The organism is Pseudomonas sp. H3_D04 (genome assembly GCF_054669175.1).
The window spans coordinates 6086976-6102718 of the sequence record NZ_CP162801.1 but is presented as its reverse complement, the minus strand read 5'-3'; the positions used below and the strand labels follow the sequence as shown (position 1 = coordinate 6102718).

The window sequence follows — 15743 nt, the reverse complement described above, 5'->3', positions numbered from 1 at the left end:
CAAGAACGCTACAAAACCCTACTTCTTGGAAGCGACCATCGCCATAAACGCCGGCATCGCCGCTTCCTTGTCCGCCGCAATCCGCTGCACGTTCGGGTTCTGCTCCAGTCGCTCCAACAGCGCCCTGGCCGCCGGCATCTCGGCCAGCAGATCGATATCGAACAGCTTATGCGCCACCGCACAGGCCAGTGGAACGCTGTACAGGAAGTACAAATCCGCAATGCTCAGACTGTCCCCTGCCACATAAGGGGCGAACTTGCCGTGCCTGCCCAACGCGGCAAAGCCTGCCAGCAGCTCGGTCTTGGTCTTGTCCCTGATCGCGTCCGGCACCTGCATGCCGAAAAATGCCTGGGGATAACAGGCGCGAGCCGGCAACTCGATGTACAACTCGATTTCCTTGGCCACTGCCAGCACTTGCGCCCGCTCGAACGGGTCGCTCGGCAGGAGCGATATACCGTTCTGACTTTGCTCGATGAACTCGAGGATTACCGCGGTTTCATTGATGAAACCCTGCTCGGTGCGCAAAACCGGCACCTTGCCGCGCGGACTGATGGCCAGCGAGTCCGGGCTTGTGCCGGCATAAAACGGTACTTCTTCAAACGGCACGCCCTTCTCCAGCAGCGCCAGCTTGACCATGTTGTAGTAGTTACTGACGGAAAATCCATAAAGCTTGAGCATCACAAAGCCTCCAGGCCGTGCGGGGGTTGGCAGTGCCTGTTTATAGAACGCCGAAGCGATTCCTGCCAGCAGCATCACAGCGCTGAATGCAGGTAAACTGGCCGCCTTAAACTTGAGGAGCCTGCCATGAGCGAGCCAACTGATATCGATAGCGACGAAGAAGAATTCACCGAAACCACCCTGATCGAAGCCATCGAAAACCAGATCGAAAGCGACAACCCGCCTGCGGCCAAGGCCACGTTCAACAAGCTGACCCTGGTGGGTTACGAGCGCGAGGAAATCCTCAACCTGATGGCCCATGTGCTGGCAGTAGAAATCGACGCAATCCTCGAAGAAGACCGCGCGTTCAACACCGAATGGTATGAAACCGCCCTGCGTGCACTGCCAGAGTTGCCGCCGGAAAAGAAGTAACCCCGATTCCGTAGGAGCGAGGCTCGCCCGCGAAGGGTGCGCTGAAGTTTTTCCAGACAAACCGTGTCATCGTTCTTCGCGGGCAAGCCTCGCTCCTACGCACCCCGCTGGCGCACCACCCTGCGGGGAATGCATCCCGAGGCGAAAAAACCCTGTCGCGAGCACTGGACATGCCGCACGAGTGGGCTCACCTTAGGGGCGCTGTCGTCCAATTCCTAGAAAGTCTGGAGTCCTTATGTCGCTTACCCCTGAGTTGGTTGCCGAACTGGAAATCCTCGCACTCTTCAACCTGGACAGTTCCCAGGAAGGTTTGAAAATTCATCAGACCGCTGCCCCGAAAGCCATTGCTGCCGCCCAAAGACTGTTCGACAAAGAACTGATCACCCAGCCAGATGGTGGTTATCTGACCAGTCTGGGTCGTGACGCCGCGCAAAATGTGCAAACCGTTCTGACCATTCTCAACGTCCAGGAAACAGCCTGAGCATTACCGTAGCGCCCACGGAAACCCCTGCTACGGGATTTCCGCGGGCACACTTTGTGACTTGCCGTCGCCTCGCGGTAGAAATCTGGCGTCAAAAATACAAATTCAGCTTAAAAGTCCCGCGTCCGAGGCGCTAAACTGCCCCCATCCGCAGACCCCACGTCCGAGCTTCGCGAGCCGGTTTGAGCTGACATGACCCGCACCCATGAAATCCGCCCCGATCTGGACGAGGGAATCGACCGCAAGGTTCTCAGCCAGCTGCGCGCTCGCTTTCTGAAGCTCAACGAAGGCCGCATGGCCCGTGCCATGGAAGGGTTGTCGCCCCGCCAACAAACGGTGCTGACGCTGCTGCCGCTGTTTTTCCACGTGAATCACCCACTGTTGCCAGGTTATGTGTCGGGCAGCACGCCGGCCGGGCTGTCGAATTTCGAGCCTGACGCCAACGCCCTCGCCGAAGCCCAGCGCCTGACCCGATCGTTTTCCTATAAGCCACGCCACGGCAGCAATCCACCGCGTCCGATCCACGGACTATTCCTGATGGGCAGTCTGGGCACCCTGGCCCAGGCCGATCAAAGCGACATGGACGTGTGGGTCTGTCACAGCCCGGACTTGAACGAGAACGAACTCGCCGAGCTGCGCAAAAAGTGCCAGTTGCTTGAGGCCTGGGCCGCCAGCCAGGGCGCCGAGGCGCATTTCTTCCTGATCGACCCGGCCCGCTTCGTGCTCGGCGAGCGCGATACGCAATTGAGTTCGGAAGACTGCGGCACGACCCAGCACTACCTGCTGCTGGATGAGTTCTACCGCACCGCAATCTGGCTGGCCGGCCGCACGCCAATCTGGTGGCTGGTGCCAGTCTACGAAGAAGCCGCCTACGACCGTTACACCCACACGCTGCTGTCCAAGCGCTTCATCCGTGCGGACGAGTCGCTGGATTTGGGGCATCTGGCCTATATCCCGCCGGGGGAATTCATCGGCGCCGGGCTCTGGCAGTTGTTCAAGGGCATCGAGTCGCCCTACAAATCCGTGCTCAAACTTCTGCTGATCGAGGTGTATGCCAGCGAACACCCCAAGGTCCATTGCTTGAGCCTGCGCTTCAAGCAGGCGGTATTCGCCAATCAACTGGACCTCGACGAGCTCGACCCCTACATCGTGGTCTACCGACGCATTGAGGAATACCTCACCGCGCGGGGCGAGCCGGAGCGCCTGGAGCTGGTACGCCGCGCGTTGTACCTGAAGGTCAACCGCAAGCTCACCGGCAGCAGTCGCACCCAGAGCTGGCAACGTTCGCTGCTTGAGCGCCTGGCTCACGAATGGCACTGGGATCAGCGGCAGCTGGCGCTGCTCGACAGCCGCAGCCAATGGAAAGTCCGCCAGGTCAGCACCGAACGCCGAGCCCTGGTCAATGAACTGAACTACAGCTACCGCTTCCTGACCCAGTTCGCCCGCAACGAGCAAACCGCCAGCCTGATCAACAAACGCGACCTCAACGTGCTGGGTCGGCGGCTGTATGCAGCCTTTGAGCGCAAAGCGGGCAAAGTCGAGTTCATCAACCCCGGCATCGCCCCGGACCTGGCCGAAGACACCCTGACCCTGGTGCAGGCGCCCAACAAGAAAGAACCCGGGCAAACCCAGTGGGGCTTGTACAACGGCAGCCTGGCAGCCCACGAGTGGGAACATTTCGCGCCGATCAAGCGCAGCCGCCAATTGCTGGAGCTGCTGACCTGGTGCCACCGCAACGGTGTGATCGACAGCAGCACCCGCCTCGCCTTGCACCCAGGCACCAGCGATTTGAGCGAGTTCGAACTGTTCAACCTGCTCGGCAGCCTGCAACAAAGCATCGCCCTGCCGTTGGCGACGGTTGCCGAAGAGCCCTTGCTGCGCGCCAGTGTGCCGAGTGAAGTGCTGATCCTGGTAAACGTCGGCGTTGACCCGCTCAAGCATCACCGCGACCTGAATATCCTGATGACCACCGAGCGCACCGACTCCCTGAGCTACGCCGGTGTCCGGGAAAACCTGGTGCTGACCCTGGACCAGGTCACGCTCAACAGCTGGAACGAAGTGTTGGTCAACCGCTACGACGGCCCCCACGCCCTGCTCGACTGCCTGCGCGATTACCTCAACAACTTGCCGAACGGTCCACAACAACCCCGTTTGAGGGTGCGTTGTTTCTGCCACAACCGGGCGCAATTCATTGCACGGCGGGTCGAAGAGGTCCTCGATACGGCGCAGAACCTGCTGCTGAGCCAGCTCAATCATCGCTACCTGCTACAGGTCCAGCAGCATTACCACGTGCTGGAGTTGGTGCCCGGCCAGGTCAATCACGTCGCCCTTGCCACGCTGCCGGCGCTGTTCGATTACCTGGGCGAAGAACTGGCGAGCTACAGCCCGCTGCACCTGGACCCGATGGCACTGGAAGACCACGACCTGGCGCTGATCCTGCCCATGGGCCAGCCCGAATGCATTCAAGTGTTCTACCGAATCACCGAACAGCAGGCGGAGCTGTACGTACTGGATGAATTCAATGCCCTGTGGCAGCAGCGCTTGCCCTATCACGACGAACAAAGCCTGCTGGTGCCACTGCAACGGTTCCTGCAATCAATCCAGTACCGACGCGACGCATTGCTGCCGATGAACGCCGCCCAGCCCCTGAACCTCGACACGTTGTATTACCAGCTATTGCCGTCAGGTCCTGGCCGGGCGCGTCGCGTCGAAACCCGGCCGGCGCCGCAAACCCCGATCAATAAACCGTTCTACGACGTGCAGGCGATCATCGGCAAAGCCGCGCCGGGACAGGTGCAGGTCACGTTGTATTGCAATCAGCGGGAGTTTTCAGAGCTGGAGTATGGCGACCTATTGTTCAGCGTGGTCGCCCAGGAAATCGTCGAGCAGCGCCGGGAAACCGAGCGCTATCGCTGCTACATCACCGACCTGGACTTGTCGGGCCTGCTCGGTGATGGTCAGGGTTCAAGCAATTTGTACTTGCGCTACAAGGCCGACCTGGAGCGCGCGTTGAATGAGGCGCTCGAGCAGGTCTAAGCGGTTTACTCCGGAAAATGACCGCCCCCGGCCGGCTGGGATTCAACTTCCAGCAGGGTCAGTTTGAGGGTTTTGCCGCCTGGTGCTGGCCAGTCGATGTGCTGGCCAACTTTAAGGCCGAGCAGCGCGCTGCCGACCGGCGCCAGAATGGAAATCTTGCCTTCGTCGGCGTTGGCGTCCTTGGGATAAACCAGGGTCAGGTGATAGTCCTTGCCACTGCCTTCTTCGCGGCAATGCACACGGGAATTCATGGTGACGACATCGGCGGGCACTTCTTCGTGACCGACCACGGTATCGGCGCGATCCAGTTCGGTTTGCAGCGCAATGACGCCCGGCAGCGTGTCATCCAGGCTGTCGATCAGGCGCTCCAGACGTTGCACGTCCAGACGAGTAAGGGTGATGGAAGGTGTGGTCATGATTGAGGCAGACTCCTTTCTTCTGCACAAAAAAAGCAAAACCCCGCCAGAAAAAGGCGGGGTTTTCACGAGCCTCGATGGGTTGAGGCGTTTCTGGACACTATCACAGCTCAATAAATATACAAGTGAGCGGCGACCACGCACCTGCGCTGATATTTTTGAGAGAGGCTTGCCTGTGGCAAGGGAGCTTGCTCCCGTTCGGCTGCGCAGCAGTCGTAAGCTTTTTGGGGCCGCTTCGCAGCCCAGCGGGAGCAAGCTCCCTCGCCACAAAAGCTCTTATGCCAAGACTTTGCGCTGGACTGCCTGGGCGCAGATCACACGCCGACGATCATCATCCGCCGAGCGCCATTCGCGGATGTCTTCGACATGGCGAAAACAGCCAAGGCAGACCTTCTGTTCGTCCAACCGACACACACCGCTGCACGGCGAAGGCACGGCCGGGCTGACATTGCTGTAGAGCGGTTTGGGCGGACGAACGGGCGCAGGCTGGGTCACGGTCTCACAGGCCTTCGAAATCGAGCTCGGCGTCAGCTTGCTGCTTGACGATGCGCTCAAGCATCTCGCCCAACTGTTCTTCACTCTTGTCGCACATCCAGCGCTCGCTCTCTTCGTCGTAATCAAAGTGGAAACCACCGGACACGGCCGCAAGCCACAGCTGACGCAGGGGTTCCTGGCGGCTGAAGATCAACTGGCTGCCGTTTTCGAACTTGACGGTGAGCACACCGGCCGAGCTCTCCAGATCGATATCCAGGCCACTATCGTCAAAAATATCCTCCAGCGTCTGCTGGGTGGCATCGACCAGGTCATGGAAACGGGCTTCGGTCAAACTCATTACGGCAACCTCAAAAAGTGTCTGTTCACGCTCAAGCGCCGCAAGATACGGGCGAGCCCCGGTGATTGCAAAGGATAACGACCCACGGTGATCACGAAACCTGTGGGAGCGAGCCTGCTCGAGAAGGGCCCATCATATTCAACATCAATGTTGACTGACACTACGCCTTCGCGAGCAGGCTCGCTCCCACAGGGATTGCGCCCGGCTGACCAGCATCGTGCCAAGCCCCGCCGGACGGGAGCCCCGTCGCATAGGCAAGCTGACGGGTGGCCGGTATACTCCGGCGCAATTAATGCATTTTCAAGGATTTCGCCATGAAGCGCCTGATCTCTTCCCTTGCTGCGCTCGTCGCGGTTGCCTGCCTTGTGTCGGCCTGTGGTCAAAAAGGCCCGCTGTATCTGCCCGACGATTCCCAGGATCCCGCCGAGCAGGCTCAGTCCTCGCAAAAGCAGCCGTCCAAAGCACACAAGCACGACGTCTACCAATAAGGGAACGCCATGGACGCTTTTAATTACCGTGGCGGGGAGCTGTTTGCCGAAGGTGTGGCCCTGTCGGCCATCGCCGAACGTTTCGGCACACCGACCTACGTCTACTCCCGCGCGCACATCGAAGCCCAGTACCTGGCATACGCCGATGCGCTGGTCGGCATGCCGCACCTGGTCTGCTTTGCGGTCAAGGCCAACTCCAACCTGGGTGTACTGAATGTCCTGGCCCGTCTTGGCGCCGGTTTTGACATCGTCTCCCGTGGCGAGCTGGAACGCGTACTGGCCGCCGGCGGCAGCGCCGACAAGATCGTTTTCTCCGGTGTCGGCAAGACCCGTGACGACATGCGTCGCGCCCTGGAAGTTGGCGTCCATTGCTTCAACGTCGAATCCACCGATGAGCTGGAGCGTCTGCAAGTGGTCGCCGCCGAGCTGGGTGTTCGCGCACCGATCTCGCTACGTGTGAACCCGGACGTCGATGCCGGCACGCACCCGTACATTTCCACCGGTCTCAAAGAGAACAAGTTCGGCATCGCCATCGCCGACGCCGAAGACGTGTACATCCGCGCCGCCCAGTTGCCCAACCTGGAAGTGGTCGGCGTCGATTGCCACATCGGTTCGCAACTGACCACCCTGCCGCCGTTCATCGACGCCCTCGACCGCCTGCTGGGCCTGGTCGACCGCCTCGGCGATTGCGGCATCTACCTGCGCCACATCGATCTCGGTGGCGGTTTGGGCGTGCGTTATCGCGATGAAGAGCCGCCATTGGCTGCCGACTACATCAAAGCCGTGCGCGAGCGTCTCGACGGTCGCGACCTGGCGCTGGTGTTCGAGCCGGGCCGTTTCATCGTCGCCAACGCCGGCGTGCTACTGACCCAGGTCGAGTACCTCAAGCACACCGAACACAAAGACTTCGCCATCGTCGACGCGGCCATGAACGACCTGATCCGTCCGGCGCTGTACCAGGCCTGGATGGATGTCACCGCCGTGCGCCCGCGCACTGCAGCGGCGCGCGCCTACGACATCGTCGGCCCGATCTGCGAGACCGGCGACTTCCTGGCCAAGGATCGTGAACTGGCCCTGGAAGAAGGCGATCTGTTGGCCGTGCATTCGGCCGGCGCCTATGGGTTTGTCATGAGTTCCAACTACAACACCCGCGGCCGCGCCGCCGAAGTGTTGGTGGACGGTGATCAGGCATTTGAAGTGCGTCGCCGTGAGACGGTAGCCGAGTTGTTTGCTGGCGAAAGCCTGCTGCCGGAGTAATCCCATGCTGCTGCGTTTTACCAAGATGCACGGCCTGGGCAACGACTTCATGGTCCTCGACCTGGTCAGCCAGCACGCGCACATCCTGCCCAAGCACGCCAAGCAATGGGGCGATCGGCACACCGGCATCGGTTTCGACCAGTTGCTGATCGTCGAAGCGCCGAGCAACCCGGACGTGGACTTCCGCTACCGGATCTTCAACTCCGATGGTTCCGAAGTGGAACAGTGCGGCAACGGTGCGCGCTGTTTCGCCCGCTTCGTGCTCGACAAACGCCTGACCGCCAAGCGGCAGATTCGCGTCGAGACCAAAAGCGGCATCATCGAACTGGATATCCGCAGCGACGGCCAGATTGGTGTCAACATGGGCGCACCGCGCCTGGTGCCGACCGAGATTCCATTCGACGCGCCAGAACAGGCCTTGAGTTATAAGCTCGATGTCGAGGGTACGACCGTCGAACTGGCCGCCGTGTCCATGGGAAACCCCCATGCCGTGTTGCGGGTCAGCGACATCAACAACGCACCGGTGCATGAACTGGGACCGAAAATCGAACACCACCCGCGCTTCCCGGCGCGGGTCAACGTCGGTTTTCTCCAGGTCATCGACCGGAACCGTGCGCAGTTGCGCGTCTGGGAACGTGGCGCCGGGGAAACCCAGGCCTGCGGCACCGGCGCATGCGCTGCCGCAGTGGCCGCGATCAGCCAGGGGTGGATGGATTCGCCGCTATTGATCGACCTGCCCGGCGGGCGTCTGTCCATTGAATGGGCAGGCCCTGGCCATCCGGTCATGATGACCGGCCCGGCAGTCCGCGTTTATGAAGGACAAGTGCGTCTTTGAGAGAGTCGAATCCATGAAAGATAAGCCCCAGGTTCCCGCCCCACAGCCCGACGAATCCCCTTCCGAAAGCCTTGAGGCGGCGGCGATTGCCGCGTACCTGGAGGCTCATCCGGATTTCTTCGTCGAGCACGAAGAACTGCTCCCGGCCTTGCGCATTCCGCACCAGCGCGGCGATACCGTCTCGCTGGTCGAACGCCAGATGAAGATCCTGCGCGACCGCAACATTGAGTTGCGTCATCGCCTCTCGCATTTGATGGACGTGGCCCGCGACAACGACCGCCTCTTCGACAAGACCCGCCGCCTGATTCTGGCGCTGATGGATGCCAGCAGCCTGGAAGACGTGGTGATCAGCGTCGAAGACAGTCTGCGCCAGGACTTCCAGGTGCCTTTTGTCAGCCTGATCCTGCTGGGTGACAACCCGATGCCGGTGGGCCGCTGGGTCACCCATGCCGACGCGCAAACGGCCATTGGCGGCTTGCTCTCGGAAGACAAAAGCGTCAGCGGCAGCCTGCGCGATCACGAACTGGACTTCCTGTTCGGCGAAGAACAGCGCAAACAGATCGGCTCCACCGCCGTTGTCGCCATCAGCCATCAAGGCATCCACGGCGTCCTGGCCATCGCCAGTCGCGACCCGCAACACTACAAAAGCTCGGTCGGCACGCTGTTCCTGAGCTACATCGCCGAAGTCATGGGTCGCGTGCTGCCTCGGGTCAACAGTTCCCTGCGCTCGGTACGCTGACCATGGAACGGCAACTGGACGCTTACTGCGAACACCTGCGCAGTGAGCGGCAGGTGTCGCCCCACACGCTGCACGCCTACCGCCGCGATCTCGACAAAGTGCTGGGCTGGTGCGTCAAACAGAACATCAGCAGCTGGGCCGCGCTGGACATTCAGCGTCTGCGCAGCCTGATCGCGCGCCTGCATTCCCAGGGTCAATCTTCGCGCAGCCTGGCGCGACTGCTGTCGGCCGTCCGTGGGCTCTATCATTATTTGAACCGCGAAGGTCTTTGCGATCACGACCCGGCCAACGGCCTGGCACCGCCCAAGGGCGAAAGACGGCTGCCGAAAACCCTCGATACCGACCGCGCGCTGCAACTGCTTGAAGGCGCAGTGGAGGATGACTTCCTGGCACGTCGGGATCAGGCGATTCTGGAGCTGTTCTATTCCTCGGGTTTGCGCCTTTCGGAGCTGACCGGGCTTAATATGGATCAGCTGGATCTGGCCGACGGCATGGTTCAGGTGCTCGGCAAAGGCAGCAAGACTCGCCTGCTGCCGGTCGGCAAAAAAGCGCGTGAAGCCCTGGAACTGTGGCTGCCGTTGCGGGCCATGACTAACCCGGCAGACGATGCGGTGTTCGTCAGCCAGCAAGGTCGGCGCCTTGGCCCCCGGGCGATTCAGTTGCGGGTCAAAGCCGCTGGTGAGCGCGAGCTGGGGCAGAACCTGCACCCGCACATGTTGCGGCATTCCTTTGCCAGCCATTTGCTGGAATCCTCGCAGGACCTGCGCGCCGTACAGGAATTGCTCGGCCACTCGGACATCAAGACCACCCAGATCTACACCCACCTGGACTTCCAGCACCTGGCCACGGTCTACGACAGCGCCCATCCACGGGCCAAACGCATTAAAGGCGATGATTCATGACCATCCAATTGATCACCTTCGACCTCGACGACACCCTGTGGGACACCGCCCCGGTGATCGTCAGCGCCGAAGCCATACTGCGTGAATGGCTGACCGAGCACGCACCGAACCTGGGCGCGGTGCCGGTGGAGCATTTGTGGGCTATTCGGGAACGGATCCTGACCCTCGAACCGAGCCTCAAACACCGCATCAGTGCGCTGCGGCGCCGGGTGTTGTTCCATGCGCTGGAGGAGGCCGGATACGACCACGGCGAGGCGTCGGACCTGGCCGACAAGAGTTTTGAAGTGTTCCTGCATGCCCGGCATCAGATCGAAGTGTTTCCCGACGTCGAGCCGACGCTGGAAACCCTGGCCAAGCATTACGCCCTGGGTGTGGTCACCAATGGCAACGCCGATGTGCGCCGGCTGGGGCTGGCCGATTACTTCAAGTTTGCGTTGTGCGCCGAAGACATCGGCATCGCCAAGCCCGATGCGCGCCTGTTTCATGAGGCATTGCAACGGGGCGGTGCGACGGCGGAGACGGCGGTGCATATCGGCGATCATCCGGGGGATGACATTGCCGGGGCGCAGCAGGCGGGGTTGCGGGCGATCTGGTTTAACCCGGCGCGCAAGGCCTGGGAAGCCGAGAAGGCACCGGATGCCGAGATTCGCAGTTTGACCGAATTACCGGCGTTGCTGGCTCGGTGGAATTCCCAGCACCAATCCTGAGATCACCGATATTCCCTTGTAGGAGTGAGCCTGCTCGCGATTGCGGTGTGACATTCAGCATTTATGTTGCCTGACACACCGCAATCGCGAGCAGGCTCACTCCTACAGGGGATCGCCGCAGGCCCAGAGCTTTTTACCGCCCATGAAAAAGCCCGCAGCGACGGCGGGCCTTTTCAGCAAGCCAATAGCAGACGCTTAGATAGGCCGGCTGCCGTACTTGTTGTCAGGCTTCTTGGGCGGATCGGCGACCACATTGGCCTCCACTTCCTGCACCTTGCCGCCCCGTGCCAGAAACTCTTCCATGGCCTTGGCCAAGGCGTCGCGTTCCTTGTTCTTGGCTTCGACGCTCGGCAGCTCGTCAACCGACACCGCAGCCTTGGCTTTGCCTTTGGCGGTCGGAACGGGCGTTTCACCGCCGTCGTCTTCAGCGACGTCTTCGGCCGCTGCTTCCAGACCTTCTTCGGTTTCGTCGTCGTCGCCTACTTCGAGGTCGTCGTTTTCCAGATCATCGTCGCTCATGTTCTACCTCATGACTTGCGAAAAGCAGATTAGTTATAGCCCAGCTTCACCGTCTGTCGACAGCCGCCGGAAAAATTCAATAACCACTGGTGACCAGCGGTTCATGCCTCTTCACCGTGCACGGTGGCGAGGACTTTACGGGCACCGCCAAAATCACGGTGCTCGCCCAGATAAACACCTTGCCAGGTCCCCAGCGCCAGTCGGCCTGCCGAAATCGGCAAACTGAGCTGACAGCCAAGCACGCTGGCCTTGAAGTGCGCCGGGAGGTCGTCCAGGCCTTCGTCGTTATGCTCATAGCCGTCTGTTCCTTGTGGGATCAGACGATTGAAAAATCGTTCGAAGTCGCGACGTACCGCCGGATCGGCGTTCTCGTTGATGGTCAACGACGCCGAGGTATGCTGCAGCCACAAATGCAACAGACCGACCCGGCACGCCTTGAGTTCAGGCAGGCCGGCGAGTAACTCGTCCGTTACCAGATGAAAGCCCCGGGGCCGTGCCCGCAGGGTAATCAGAGTCTGTTGCCACATACAGTTCTCCGCACGTTCGGGGCGCATTCTAGCGCGCTCTGGGAAAAAACAAAGGCCCTAATATTCCTTCAATCATGTAAGCCATTGGCCGCAGAAAAACGCCCGTCGTAAACGCCACCAAACGTGTACGAAAAAACCTTTCAGCAGTCTCTTCACTGACAAACGCCAGACAAAAAAATGCCCGGCAAGCCGGGCAAGTTTTTTATGCGCGTGCTTACAAGTTGTAGCCGCGTTCGTTGTGGAGTGCCAGGTCGATGCCGACGGCCTCTTCTTCTTCCGTGATACGCAGACCCATGACAGCGTCCAGTACCTTGAGAATGATGTAGGTGACGATCGCGGTGTAGATCACCGTGAAGCCCACGCCTTTGCACTGAATCCAGACTTGAGCGGCGATGTCGGTGACGGTGCCGAAGCCACCCAGGGACGGTGCGGCGAACACACCGGTCAGGATCGCGCCGAGGATACCGCCGATGCCGTGCACACCGAAGGCGTCCAGGGAATCGTCATAACCGAGTTTGCGTTTCAGGGTGGTGGCGCAGAAGAAGCACACCACGCCCGCTGCCAGGCCGATGACCAGCGCGCCCATCGGGCCCACGGTGCCAGCGGCCGGGGTGATGGCGACCAGACCGGCCACAACACCCGAAGCGATACCCAGCGCACTTGGTTTGCCGTGAGTGATCCACTCGGCGAACATCCAGCCCAGTGCAGCGGCGGCGGTTGCGATCTGGGTCACCAGCATTGCCATACCGGCCGTGCCGTTGGCCGCAGCGGCGGAACCGGCGTTGAAACCGAACCAGCCGACCCACAGCATCGCGGCGCCCATCAGGGTGTAACCGAGGTTGTGCGGTGCCATCGGGGTGGTCGGGAAGCCTTTGCGCTTGCCGAGCACGATGCACGCAACCAGACCGGCCACACCGGCGTTGATGTGCACCACGGTGCCGCCCGCGAAGTCGAGCACACCCCAATCCCACATCAGGCCGCCGTTGCCGGACCAGACCATGTGCGCAATCGGTGCATAAACCAGGGTGAACCACACGCCCATGAAGATCAGCATGGCGGAGAACTTCATCCGCTCGGCGAAGGCACCGACGATCAGCGCAGGGGTGATGATGGCGAAGGTCATCTGGAAGGTGATGAACACCGCCTCAGGGAACAGCGCCGCAGGACCGGTCAGGCTCGACGGCGTGACACCGGCGAGGAATGCCTTGCCCATGCCACCGAAGAACGAGTTGAAGTTGACGACGCCCTGCTCCATGCCGGTGGTGTCGAACGCGATGCTGTAGCCATAAATGACCCACAGAATGCTGATCAGACCGGTAATGGCGAAGCACTGCATCATCACGGAAAGAATGTTTTTGGAGCGAACCATGCCGCCGTAGAACAGGGCGAGGCCGGGAATGGTCATGAACAGCACGAGGGCTGTCGAGGTCATCATCCAGGCGGTATCGCCGGAGTTGAGGACTGGGGCCGCCACTTCGTCTGCCGCCATAGCCAGGCTGGGCATTACGAGGGACAACAGGGCTCCTAGCCCTGCGAATTTACGCAGAGTCATATTGTTTTCTCCTGGGGCGTTGGGTTTGTGGCGGCGTTTAAATCGCGTCGGTATCGGTTTCGCCGGTACGGATGCGAATCGCCTGTTCCAGATTGACCACGAAGATCTTGCCGTCACCGATCTTGCCGGTGTTGGCGGCCTTGGTTATCGCCTCGATAACCCGGTCCAGATCCTTGTCGTCAATGGCGACATCGATCTTTACCTTAGGCAGGAAATCGACCACGTATTCCGCGCCGCGATACAGCTCGGTGTGACCCTTCTGCCGACCGAAGCCTTTGACTTCAGTAACGGTAATGCCCTGCACGCCGATCTCGGACAGCGACTCGCGCACGTCGTCCAGTTTGAACGGCTTGATGATGGCAGTGACTAGCTTCATGAAAACTCTCTCCCGAATTGGTGGACTTGCCCCAGGAAAACAAACCCGACTCAAGTCTAAGCGCAGTGCCTGGCTTTGTAACGCATCGTCGACCTTACCTGCCCGTCCGACGCCAGCTAACCGCTCCTCACGAAACAACTCCCCGTTTCGCTTGGCGCACTGCATTCGTCACAGCGACTGCATCAGTGCATGGGTTACGACTGACTAAGCAGAAAGCTTGCCATCTCGCCAAAACCCACTGAATTCAACCCCTTGACCGCCGCCAACAGCCCCTTTCCTCAATCGGCCCCACGGATACGCACAACAACAGTGCGCAGCCGTCTGTCCACATGCGCGAAAAGCGTGCATCCCTGCTGACGGAATTGACTATAGACACTGCGTGATACACTGCCCGCCATTGTTGACAGGACATTTCCCATGCTCGCACCCAAAGATTTCCTCGACGCCCTGAGCGGCACCGCCTCCCGCCTCTTCAGCGGCGAAACCCCATTGCCGAAAAGCGAAATCGAAAGCCAGTTCAAGGCGTTGTTGCAGAGCGGCTTCAGCAAGCTGGACCTGGTGAGCCGGGAAGAGTTTGATAGCCAGATGGTTGTGCTGGCGCGGACCCGGGCACGGCTGGAAAGCCTCGAAGCGAAGGTTGCGGAGCTGGAAGCGAAGCTGAGTCCGCCTGCCGAATAACCCTGCTGACAACGCAGCCCCCTGTGGGAGCGAGCCTGCTCGCGAATAGAGTCACCTCGGTCTACCAGCCTTCCCACACTGGACCGACCAACCCTGTAGGACCTGCCAAAGGCTGCAATCTCCTGATCTGCCGCCCCGCCACCATCTCGGCAACGTCCTACAAAGATCACCACCGCCGTCCGATAGCGCCGTGAAGCCCAGGCTCCTAAGCTCATTCTCAGCTGAATATTCAGCACTGGGTTTGGCGACCTGGAAGCTTAAGGCGTACGACGACCATCTCTCGAGTCATGGCGGCTGTGCGTGGGAGACCTTCGGGTCTGCCGGGTTCCTTTTGCTCCGGTTCGCCAACCCGCGTACAGCTGCCACCCAATTGTTTGGCGACGATTGACGGCAGCCTCTTTAGCAAAAGGAGCTGTATTAATGAGTTGCGATAACGCTTATCTAGTCCCTCACGTCTTCACCCGCCACAAACTCCACCTCCACGCGCTTTTGATCGAAAACCAGCCTTGGTTCAGCGCCCGAGACCTGGGCCGTCTGCTTCGCCTTTTCCTCGACGAACGCGCCGTCCGAAAACTCGATCCCGATCAACATCAATCCGCGCGAGTCGTCATCCACGGCACCCTCGAAAACACCCTGATGATCAGCGAATCCGGCGTGTACGCCCTGCTTGTCTACCACTACTGCCCCGAATACCGAGGCCTGCGCGAATGGCTGACCCACAACGTAGTGCCAGCCCTCAGAGACGCCCAACATCCGGCAACAAGCGAACGCCCGATTCTGAGTCTGTTGAACTGGCCGGAGATGTCGCTGAGTTTGCTGCACTGGAATAACCAGCCGTGGATTCGGTTGCAGGATGTTCCGCACATGCTTGCGGAGGGTGAACGGGTGCAACGGACGGTCAATGCGCCTTGGTGGAAGCGTGCTTCGCGGATGTTGCAATCGCTTTAAGTATTTAAAGCCCTACCACGTTCGATTCCAGCTTCCCGCAAATCGTAAGTCGCTTGCAGGTTCAGCCAGAACTCGGGCGTGGTGTTCAGGTGGCCAGATAGCTTCCCCGCTAGATCAGCACTGACACAACGCTGTTGCATCACGATGTCGTTGACCACATTTAACGGTTCGTTCAACGAATGGGCGAAAGCTGACTCTGAAATGCCCAACGGTTCAAGAAACTCCTCCTGAAGAATTTCGCCAGGATGAACGGGCCGCATTCCATTACTGTTCATTATCCTCTCCGAAGTCAGCGATCAATTAATGATCATAAGCAGCCCTGCCAGACAGACAAGAGCGCTCGCCCACTTTCACCGGCGTC

At 60.2% G+C, this 15743-nt stretch carries 20 protein-coding genes; 11 read left to right on the top strand and 9 right to left on the bottom strand.

The window, feature by feature from the left end:
• Nucleotides 1-18: 18 nt before the first annotated feature.
• Nucleotides 19-678: a glutathione S-transferase family protein gene (locus AB4N91_RS28000; RefSeq protein ID WP_154913184.1), complete on the bottom strand. Its 660-nt coding sequence runs from the start codon at nucleotides 676-678 to the stop codon at nucleotides 19-21.
• A gap of 126 nt (nucleotides 679-804) precedes the next feature.
• Between AB4N91_RS28000 and AB4N91_RS27995 the strand changes: the two genes are divergently transcribed.
• The 3 genes from AB4N91_RS27995 to AB4N91_RS27985 all read left to right on the top strand — a co-directional run bounded on the left by AB4N91_RS27995 (nucleotide 805) and on the right by AB4N91_RS27985 (nucleotide 4606).
• Nucleotides 805-1089 carry a hypothetical protein gene (locus AB4N91_RS27995; RefSeq protein WP_010465083.1) on the top strand — a complete coding sequence of 95 codons (285 nt, stop codon included), beginning with the start codon at nucleotides 805-807 and terminating at the stop codon, nucleotides 1087-1089.
• Between the two features lie 235 nt (nucleotides 1090-1324).
• Nucleotides 1325-1570 carry a TIGR02647 family protein gene (locus tag AB4N91_RS27990; protein WP_010465085.1) on the top strand — a complete coding sequence of 82 codons (246 nt, stop codon included), beginning with the start codon at nucleotides 1325-1327 and terminating at the stop codon, nucleotides 1568-1570.
• A gap of 192 nt (nucleotides 1571-1762) precedes the next feature.
• Nucleotides 1763-4606 (top strand): class I adenylate cyclase, encoded by a 2844-nt coding sequence (locus tag AB4N91_RS27985; RefSeq protein ID WP_010465087.1) that lies wholly within the window; start codon nucleotides 1763-1765, stop codon nucleotides 4604-4606.
• A 5-nt stretch (nucleotides 4607-4611) separates the two neighbouring features.
• Here AB4N91_RS27985 and rnk read toward each other — a convergent pair whose 3' ends face one another.
• From rnk to cyaY, 3 genes are all read right to left on the bottom strand, one after another.
• Nucleotides 4612-5022 (bottom strand): nucleoside diphosphate kinase regulator, encoded by a 411-nt coding sequence (gene rnk, locus AB4N91_RS27980; protein ID WP_010465090.1) that lies wholly within the window; start codon nucleotides 5020-5022, stop codon nucleotides 4612-4614.
• A gap of 276 nt (nucleotides 5023-5298) precedes the next feature.
• Complete coding sequence (locus AB4N91_RS27975; RefSeq protein ID WP_314640211.1) at nucleotides 5299-5517, bottom strand: DUF1289 domain-containing protein; 219 nt, start codon at nucleotides 5515-5517, stop codon at nucleotides 5299-5301.
• Between the two features lie 4 nt (nucleotides 5518-5521).
• Nucleotides 5522-5854 (bottom strand): iron donor protein CyaY, encoded by a 333-nt coding sequence (cyaY, locus tag AB4N91_RS27970; protein WP_172791913.1) that lies wholly within the window; start codon nucleotides 5852-5854, stop codon nucleotides 5522-5524.
• 314 nt (nucleotides 5855-6168) lie between these two features.
• Here cyaY and lptM point away from each other — a divergent pair, with 314 nt between their 5' ends.
• The 6 genes from lptM to AB4N91_RS27940 are packed head-to-tail and all read left to right on the top strand — an operon-like array spanning nucleotide 6169 to nucleotide 10782.
• Entirely contained in the window at nucleotides 6169-6342 is a 174-nt protein-coding gene (lptM, locus tag AB4N91_RS27965) for an LPS translocon maturation chaperone LptM (protein WP_010465096.1), read from the top strand.
• 9 nt (nucleotides 6343-6351) lie between these two features.
• Nucleotides 6352-7599 carry a diaminopimelate decarboxylase gene (gene lysA / locus AB4N91_RS27960; protein ID WP_010465097.1) on the top strand — a complete coding sequence of 416 codons (1248 nt, stop codon included), beginning with the start codon at nucleotides 6352-6354 and terminating at the stop codon, nucleotides 7597-7599.
• Nucleotides 7600-7603: 4 nt separating this feature from the next.
• The gene (gene dapF, locus AB4N91_RS27955; protein ID WP_010465099.1) at nucleotides 7604-8434 is read left to right on the top strand and encodes a diaminopimelate epimerase; all 831 of its coding nucleotides are present in this window, start codon (nucleotides 7604-7606) and stop codon (nucleotides 8432-8434) included.
• A gap of 13 nt (nucleotides 8435-8447) precedes the next feature.
• Complete coding sequence (locus AB4N91_RS27950; protein WP_010465101.1) at nucleotides 8448-9173, top strand: DUF484 family protein; 726 nt, start codon at nucleotides 8448-8450, stop codon at nucleotides 9171-9173.
• A 2-nt stretch (nucleotides 9174-9175) separates the two neighbouring features.
• Nucleotides 9176-10075, top strand: a complete 900-nt coding sequence (xerC, locus tag AB4N91_RS27945) for a tyrosine recombinase XerC (protein ID WP_010465103.1) — start codon at nucleotides 9176-9178, stop codon at nucleotides 10073-10075.
• Nucleotides 10072-10782, top strand: coding sequence for an HAD family hydrolase (locus AB4N91_RS27940; protein WP_154913188.1), 711 nt, complete (start codon nucleotides 10072-10074; stop codon nucleotides 10780-10782). Before xerC ends, AB4N91_RS27940 begins: the two co-directional genes overlap by 4 nt.
• 195 nt (nucleotides 10783-10977) lie before the next feature.
• Here AB4N91_RS27940 and sutA read toward each other — a convergent pair whose 3' ends face one another.
• The 4 genes from sutA to glnK form a co-directional block, all read right to left on the bottom strand.
• Nucleotides 10978-11301 carry a transcriptional regulator SutA gene (sutA, locus tag AB4N91_RS27935; protein WP_010465107.1) on the bottom strand — a complete coding sequence of 108 codons (324 nt, stop codon included), beginning with the start codon at nucleotides 11299-11301 and terminating at the stop codon, nucleotides 10978-10980.
• A 101-nt stretch (nucleotides 11302-11402) separates the two neighbouring features.
• On the bottom strand, nucleotides 11403-11828 hold the full coding sequence (locus tag AB4N91_RS27930; protein WP_008030499.1) for a secondary thiamine-phosphate synthase enzyme YjbQ: 426 nt from the start codon (nucleotides 11826-11828) through the stop codon (nucleotides 11403-11405).
• Nucleotides 11829-12042: 214 nt separating this feature from the next.
• Nucleotides 12043-13380 (bottom strand): ammonium transporter, encoded by a 1338-nt coding sequence (locus tag AB4N91_RS27925; protein ID WP_010465110.1) that lies wholly within the window; start codon nucleotides 13378-13380, stop codon nucleotides 12043-12045.
• A gap of 37 nt (nucleotides 13381-13417) precedes the next feature.
• Entirely contained in the window at nucleotides 13418-13756 is a 339-nt protein-coding gene (gene glnK, locus AB4N91_RS27920; RefSeq protein WP_002555808.1) for a P-II family nitrogen regulator, read from the bottom strand.
• 417 nt (nucleotides 13757-14173) lie between these two features.
• On the opposite strand from glnK, the gene AB4N91_RS27915 reads away from it, so the two are divergent.
• Nucleotides 14174-14434 (top strand): accessory factor UbiK family protein, encoded by a 261-nt coding sequence (locus AB4N91_RS27915; protein WP_145306590.1) that lies wholly within the window; start codon nucleotides 14174-14176, stop codon nucleotides 14432-14434.
• A 420-nt stretch (nucleotides 14435-14854) separates the two neighbouring features.
• A complete protein-coding gene (locus AB4N91_RS27910) occupies nucleotides 14855-15382 on the top strand; it encodes a BRO-N domain-containing protein (RefSeq protein ID WP_077747145.1) in 528 nt (175 codons plus the stop codon).
• Here AB4N91_RS27910 and AB4N91_RS27905 read toward each other — a convergent pair.
• A complete protein-coding gene (locus tag AB4N91_RS27905) occupies nucleotides 15379-15657 on the bottom strand; it encodes a HigA family addiction module antitoxin (protein ID WP_042932484.1) in 279 nt (92 codons plus the stop codon). The two genes, AB4N91_RS27910 and AB4N91_RS27905, sit on opposite strands and share 4 nt — an antisense overlap.
• Nucleotides 15658-15743: the final 86 nt, after the last annotated feature.

Coding starts and splice junctions, on each gene's coding strand:
- AB4N91_RS27940 (WP_154913188.1), top strand. CDS start 10,072: ATGACCATCCAATTGATCACCTTCGACCTCGACGACACCCTGTGGGAC.
- AB4N91_RS27985 (WP_010465087.1), top strand. CDS start 1,763: ATGACCCGCACCCATGAAATCCGCCCCGATCTGGACGAGGGAATCGAC.
- AB4N91_RS27930 (WP_008030499.1), bottom strand. CDS start 11,828: ATGTGGCAACAGACTCTGATTACCCTGCGGGCACGGCCCCGGGGCTTT.
- AB4N91_RS27905 (WP_042932484.1), bottom strand. CDS start 15,657: ATGAACAGTAATGGAATGCGGCCCGTTCATCCTGGCGAAATTCTTCAG.
- dapF (WP_010465099.1), top strand. CDS start 7,604: ATGCTGCTGCGTTTTACCAAGATGCACGGCCTGGGCAACGACTTCATG.
- sutA (WP_010465107.1), bottom strand. CDS start 11,301: ATGAGCGACGATGATCTGGAAAACGACGACCTCGAAGTAGGCGACGAC.
- AB4N91_RS27910 (WP_077747145.1), top strand. CDS start 14,855: ATGAGTTGCGATAACGCTTATCTAGTCCCTCACGTCTTCACCCGCCAC.
- rnk (WP_010465090.1), bottom strand. CDS start 5,022: ATGACCACACCTTCCATCACCCTTACTCGTCTGGACGTGCAACGTCTG.
- lysA (WP_010465097.1), top strand. CDS start 6,352: ATGGACGCTTTTAATTACCGTGGCGGGGAGCTGTTTGCCGAAGGTGTG.
- xerC (WP_010465103.1), top strand. CDS start 9,176: ATGGAACGGCAACTGGACGCTTACTGCGAACACCTGCGCAGTGAGCGG.
- AB4N91_RS27915 (WP_145306590.1), top strand. CDS start 14,174: ATGCTCGCACCCAAAGATTTCCTCGACGCCCTGAGCGGCACCGCCTCC.
- lptM (WP_010465096.1), top strand. CDS start 6,169: ATGAAGCGCCTGATCTCTTCCCTTGCTGCGCTCGTCGCGGTTGCCTGC.
- AB4N91_RS27990 (WP_010465085.1), top strand. CDS start 1,325: ATGTCGCTTACCCCTGAGTTGGTTGCCGAACTGGAAATCCTCGCACTC.
- AB4N91_RS27950 (WP_010465101.1), top strand. CDS start 8,448: ATGAAAGATAAGCCCCAGGTTCCCGCCCCACAGCCCGACGAATCCCCT.
- glnK (WP_002555808.1), bottom strand. CDS start 13,756: ATGAAGCTAGTCACTGCCATCATCAAGCCGTTCAAACTGGACGACGTG.
- cyaY (WP_172791913.1), bottom strand. CDS start 5,854: ATGAGTTTGACCGAAGCCCGTTTCCATGACCTGGTCGATGCCACCCAG.
- AB4N91_RS28000 (WP_154913184.1), bottom strand. CDS start 678: ATGCTCAAGCTTTATGGATTTTCCGTCAGTAACTACTACAACATGGTC.
- AB4N91_RS27925 (WP_010465110.1), bottom strand. CDS start 13,380: ATGACTCTGCGTAAATTCGCAGGGCTAGGAGCCCTGTTGTCCCTCGTA.
- AB4N91_RS27995 (WP_010465083.1), top strand. CDS start 805: ATGAGCGAGCCAACTGATATCGATAGCGACGAAGAAGAATTCACCGAA.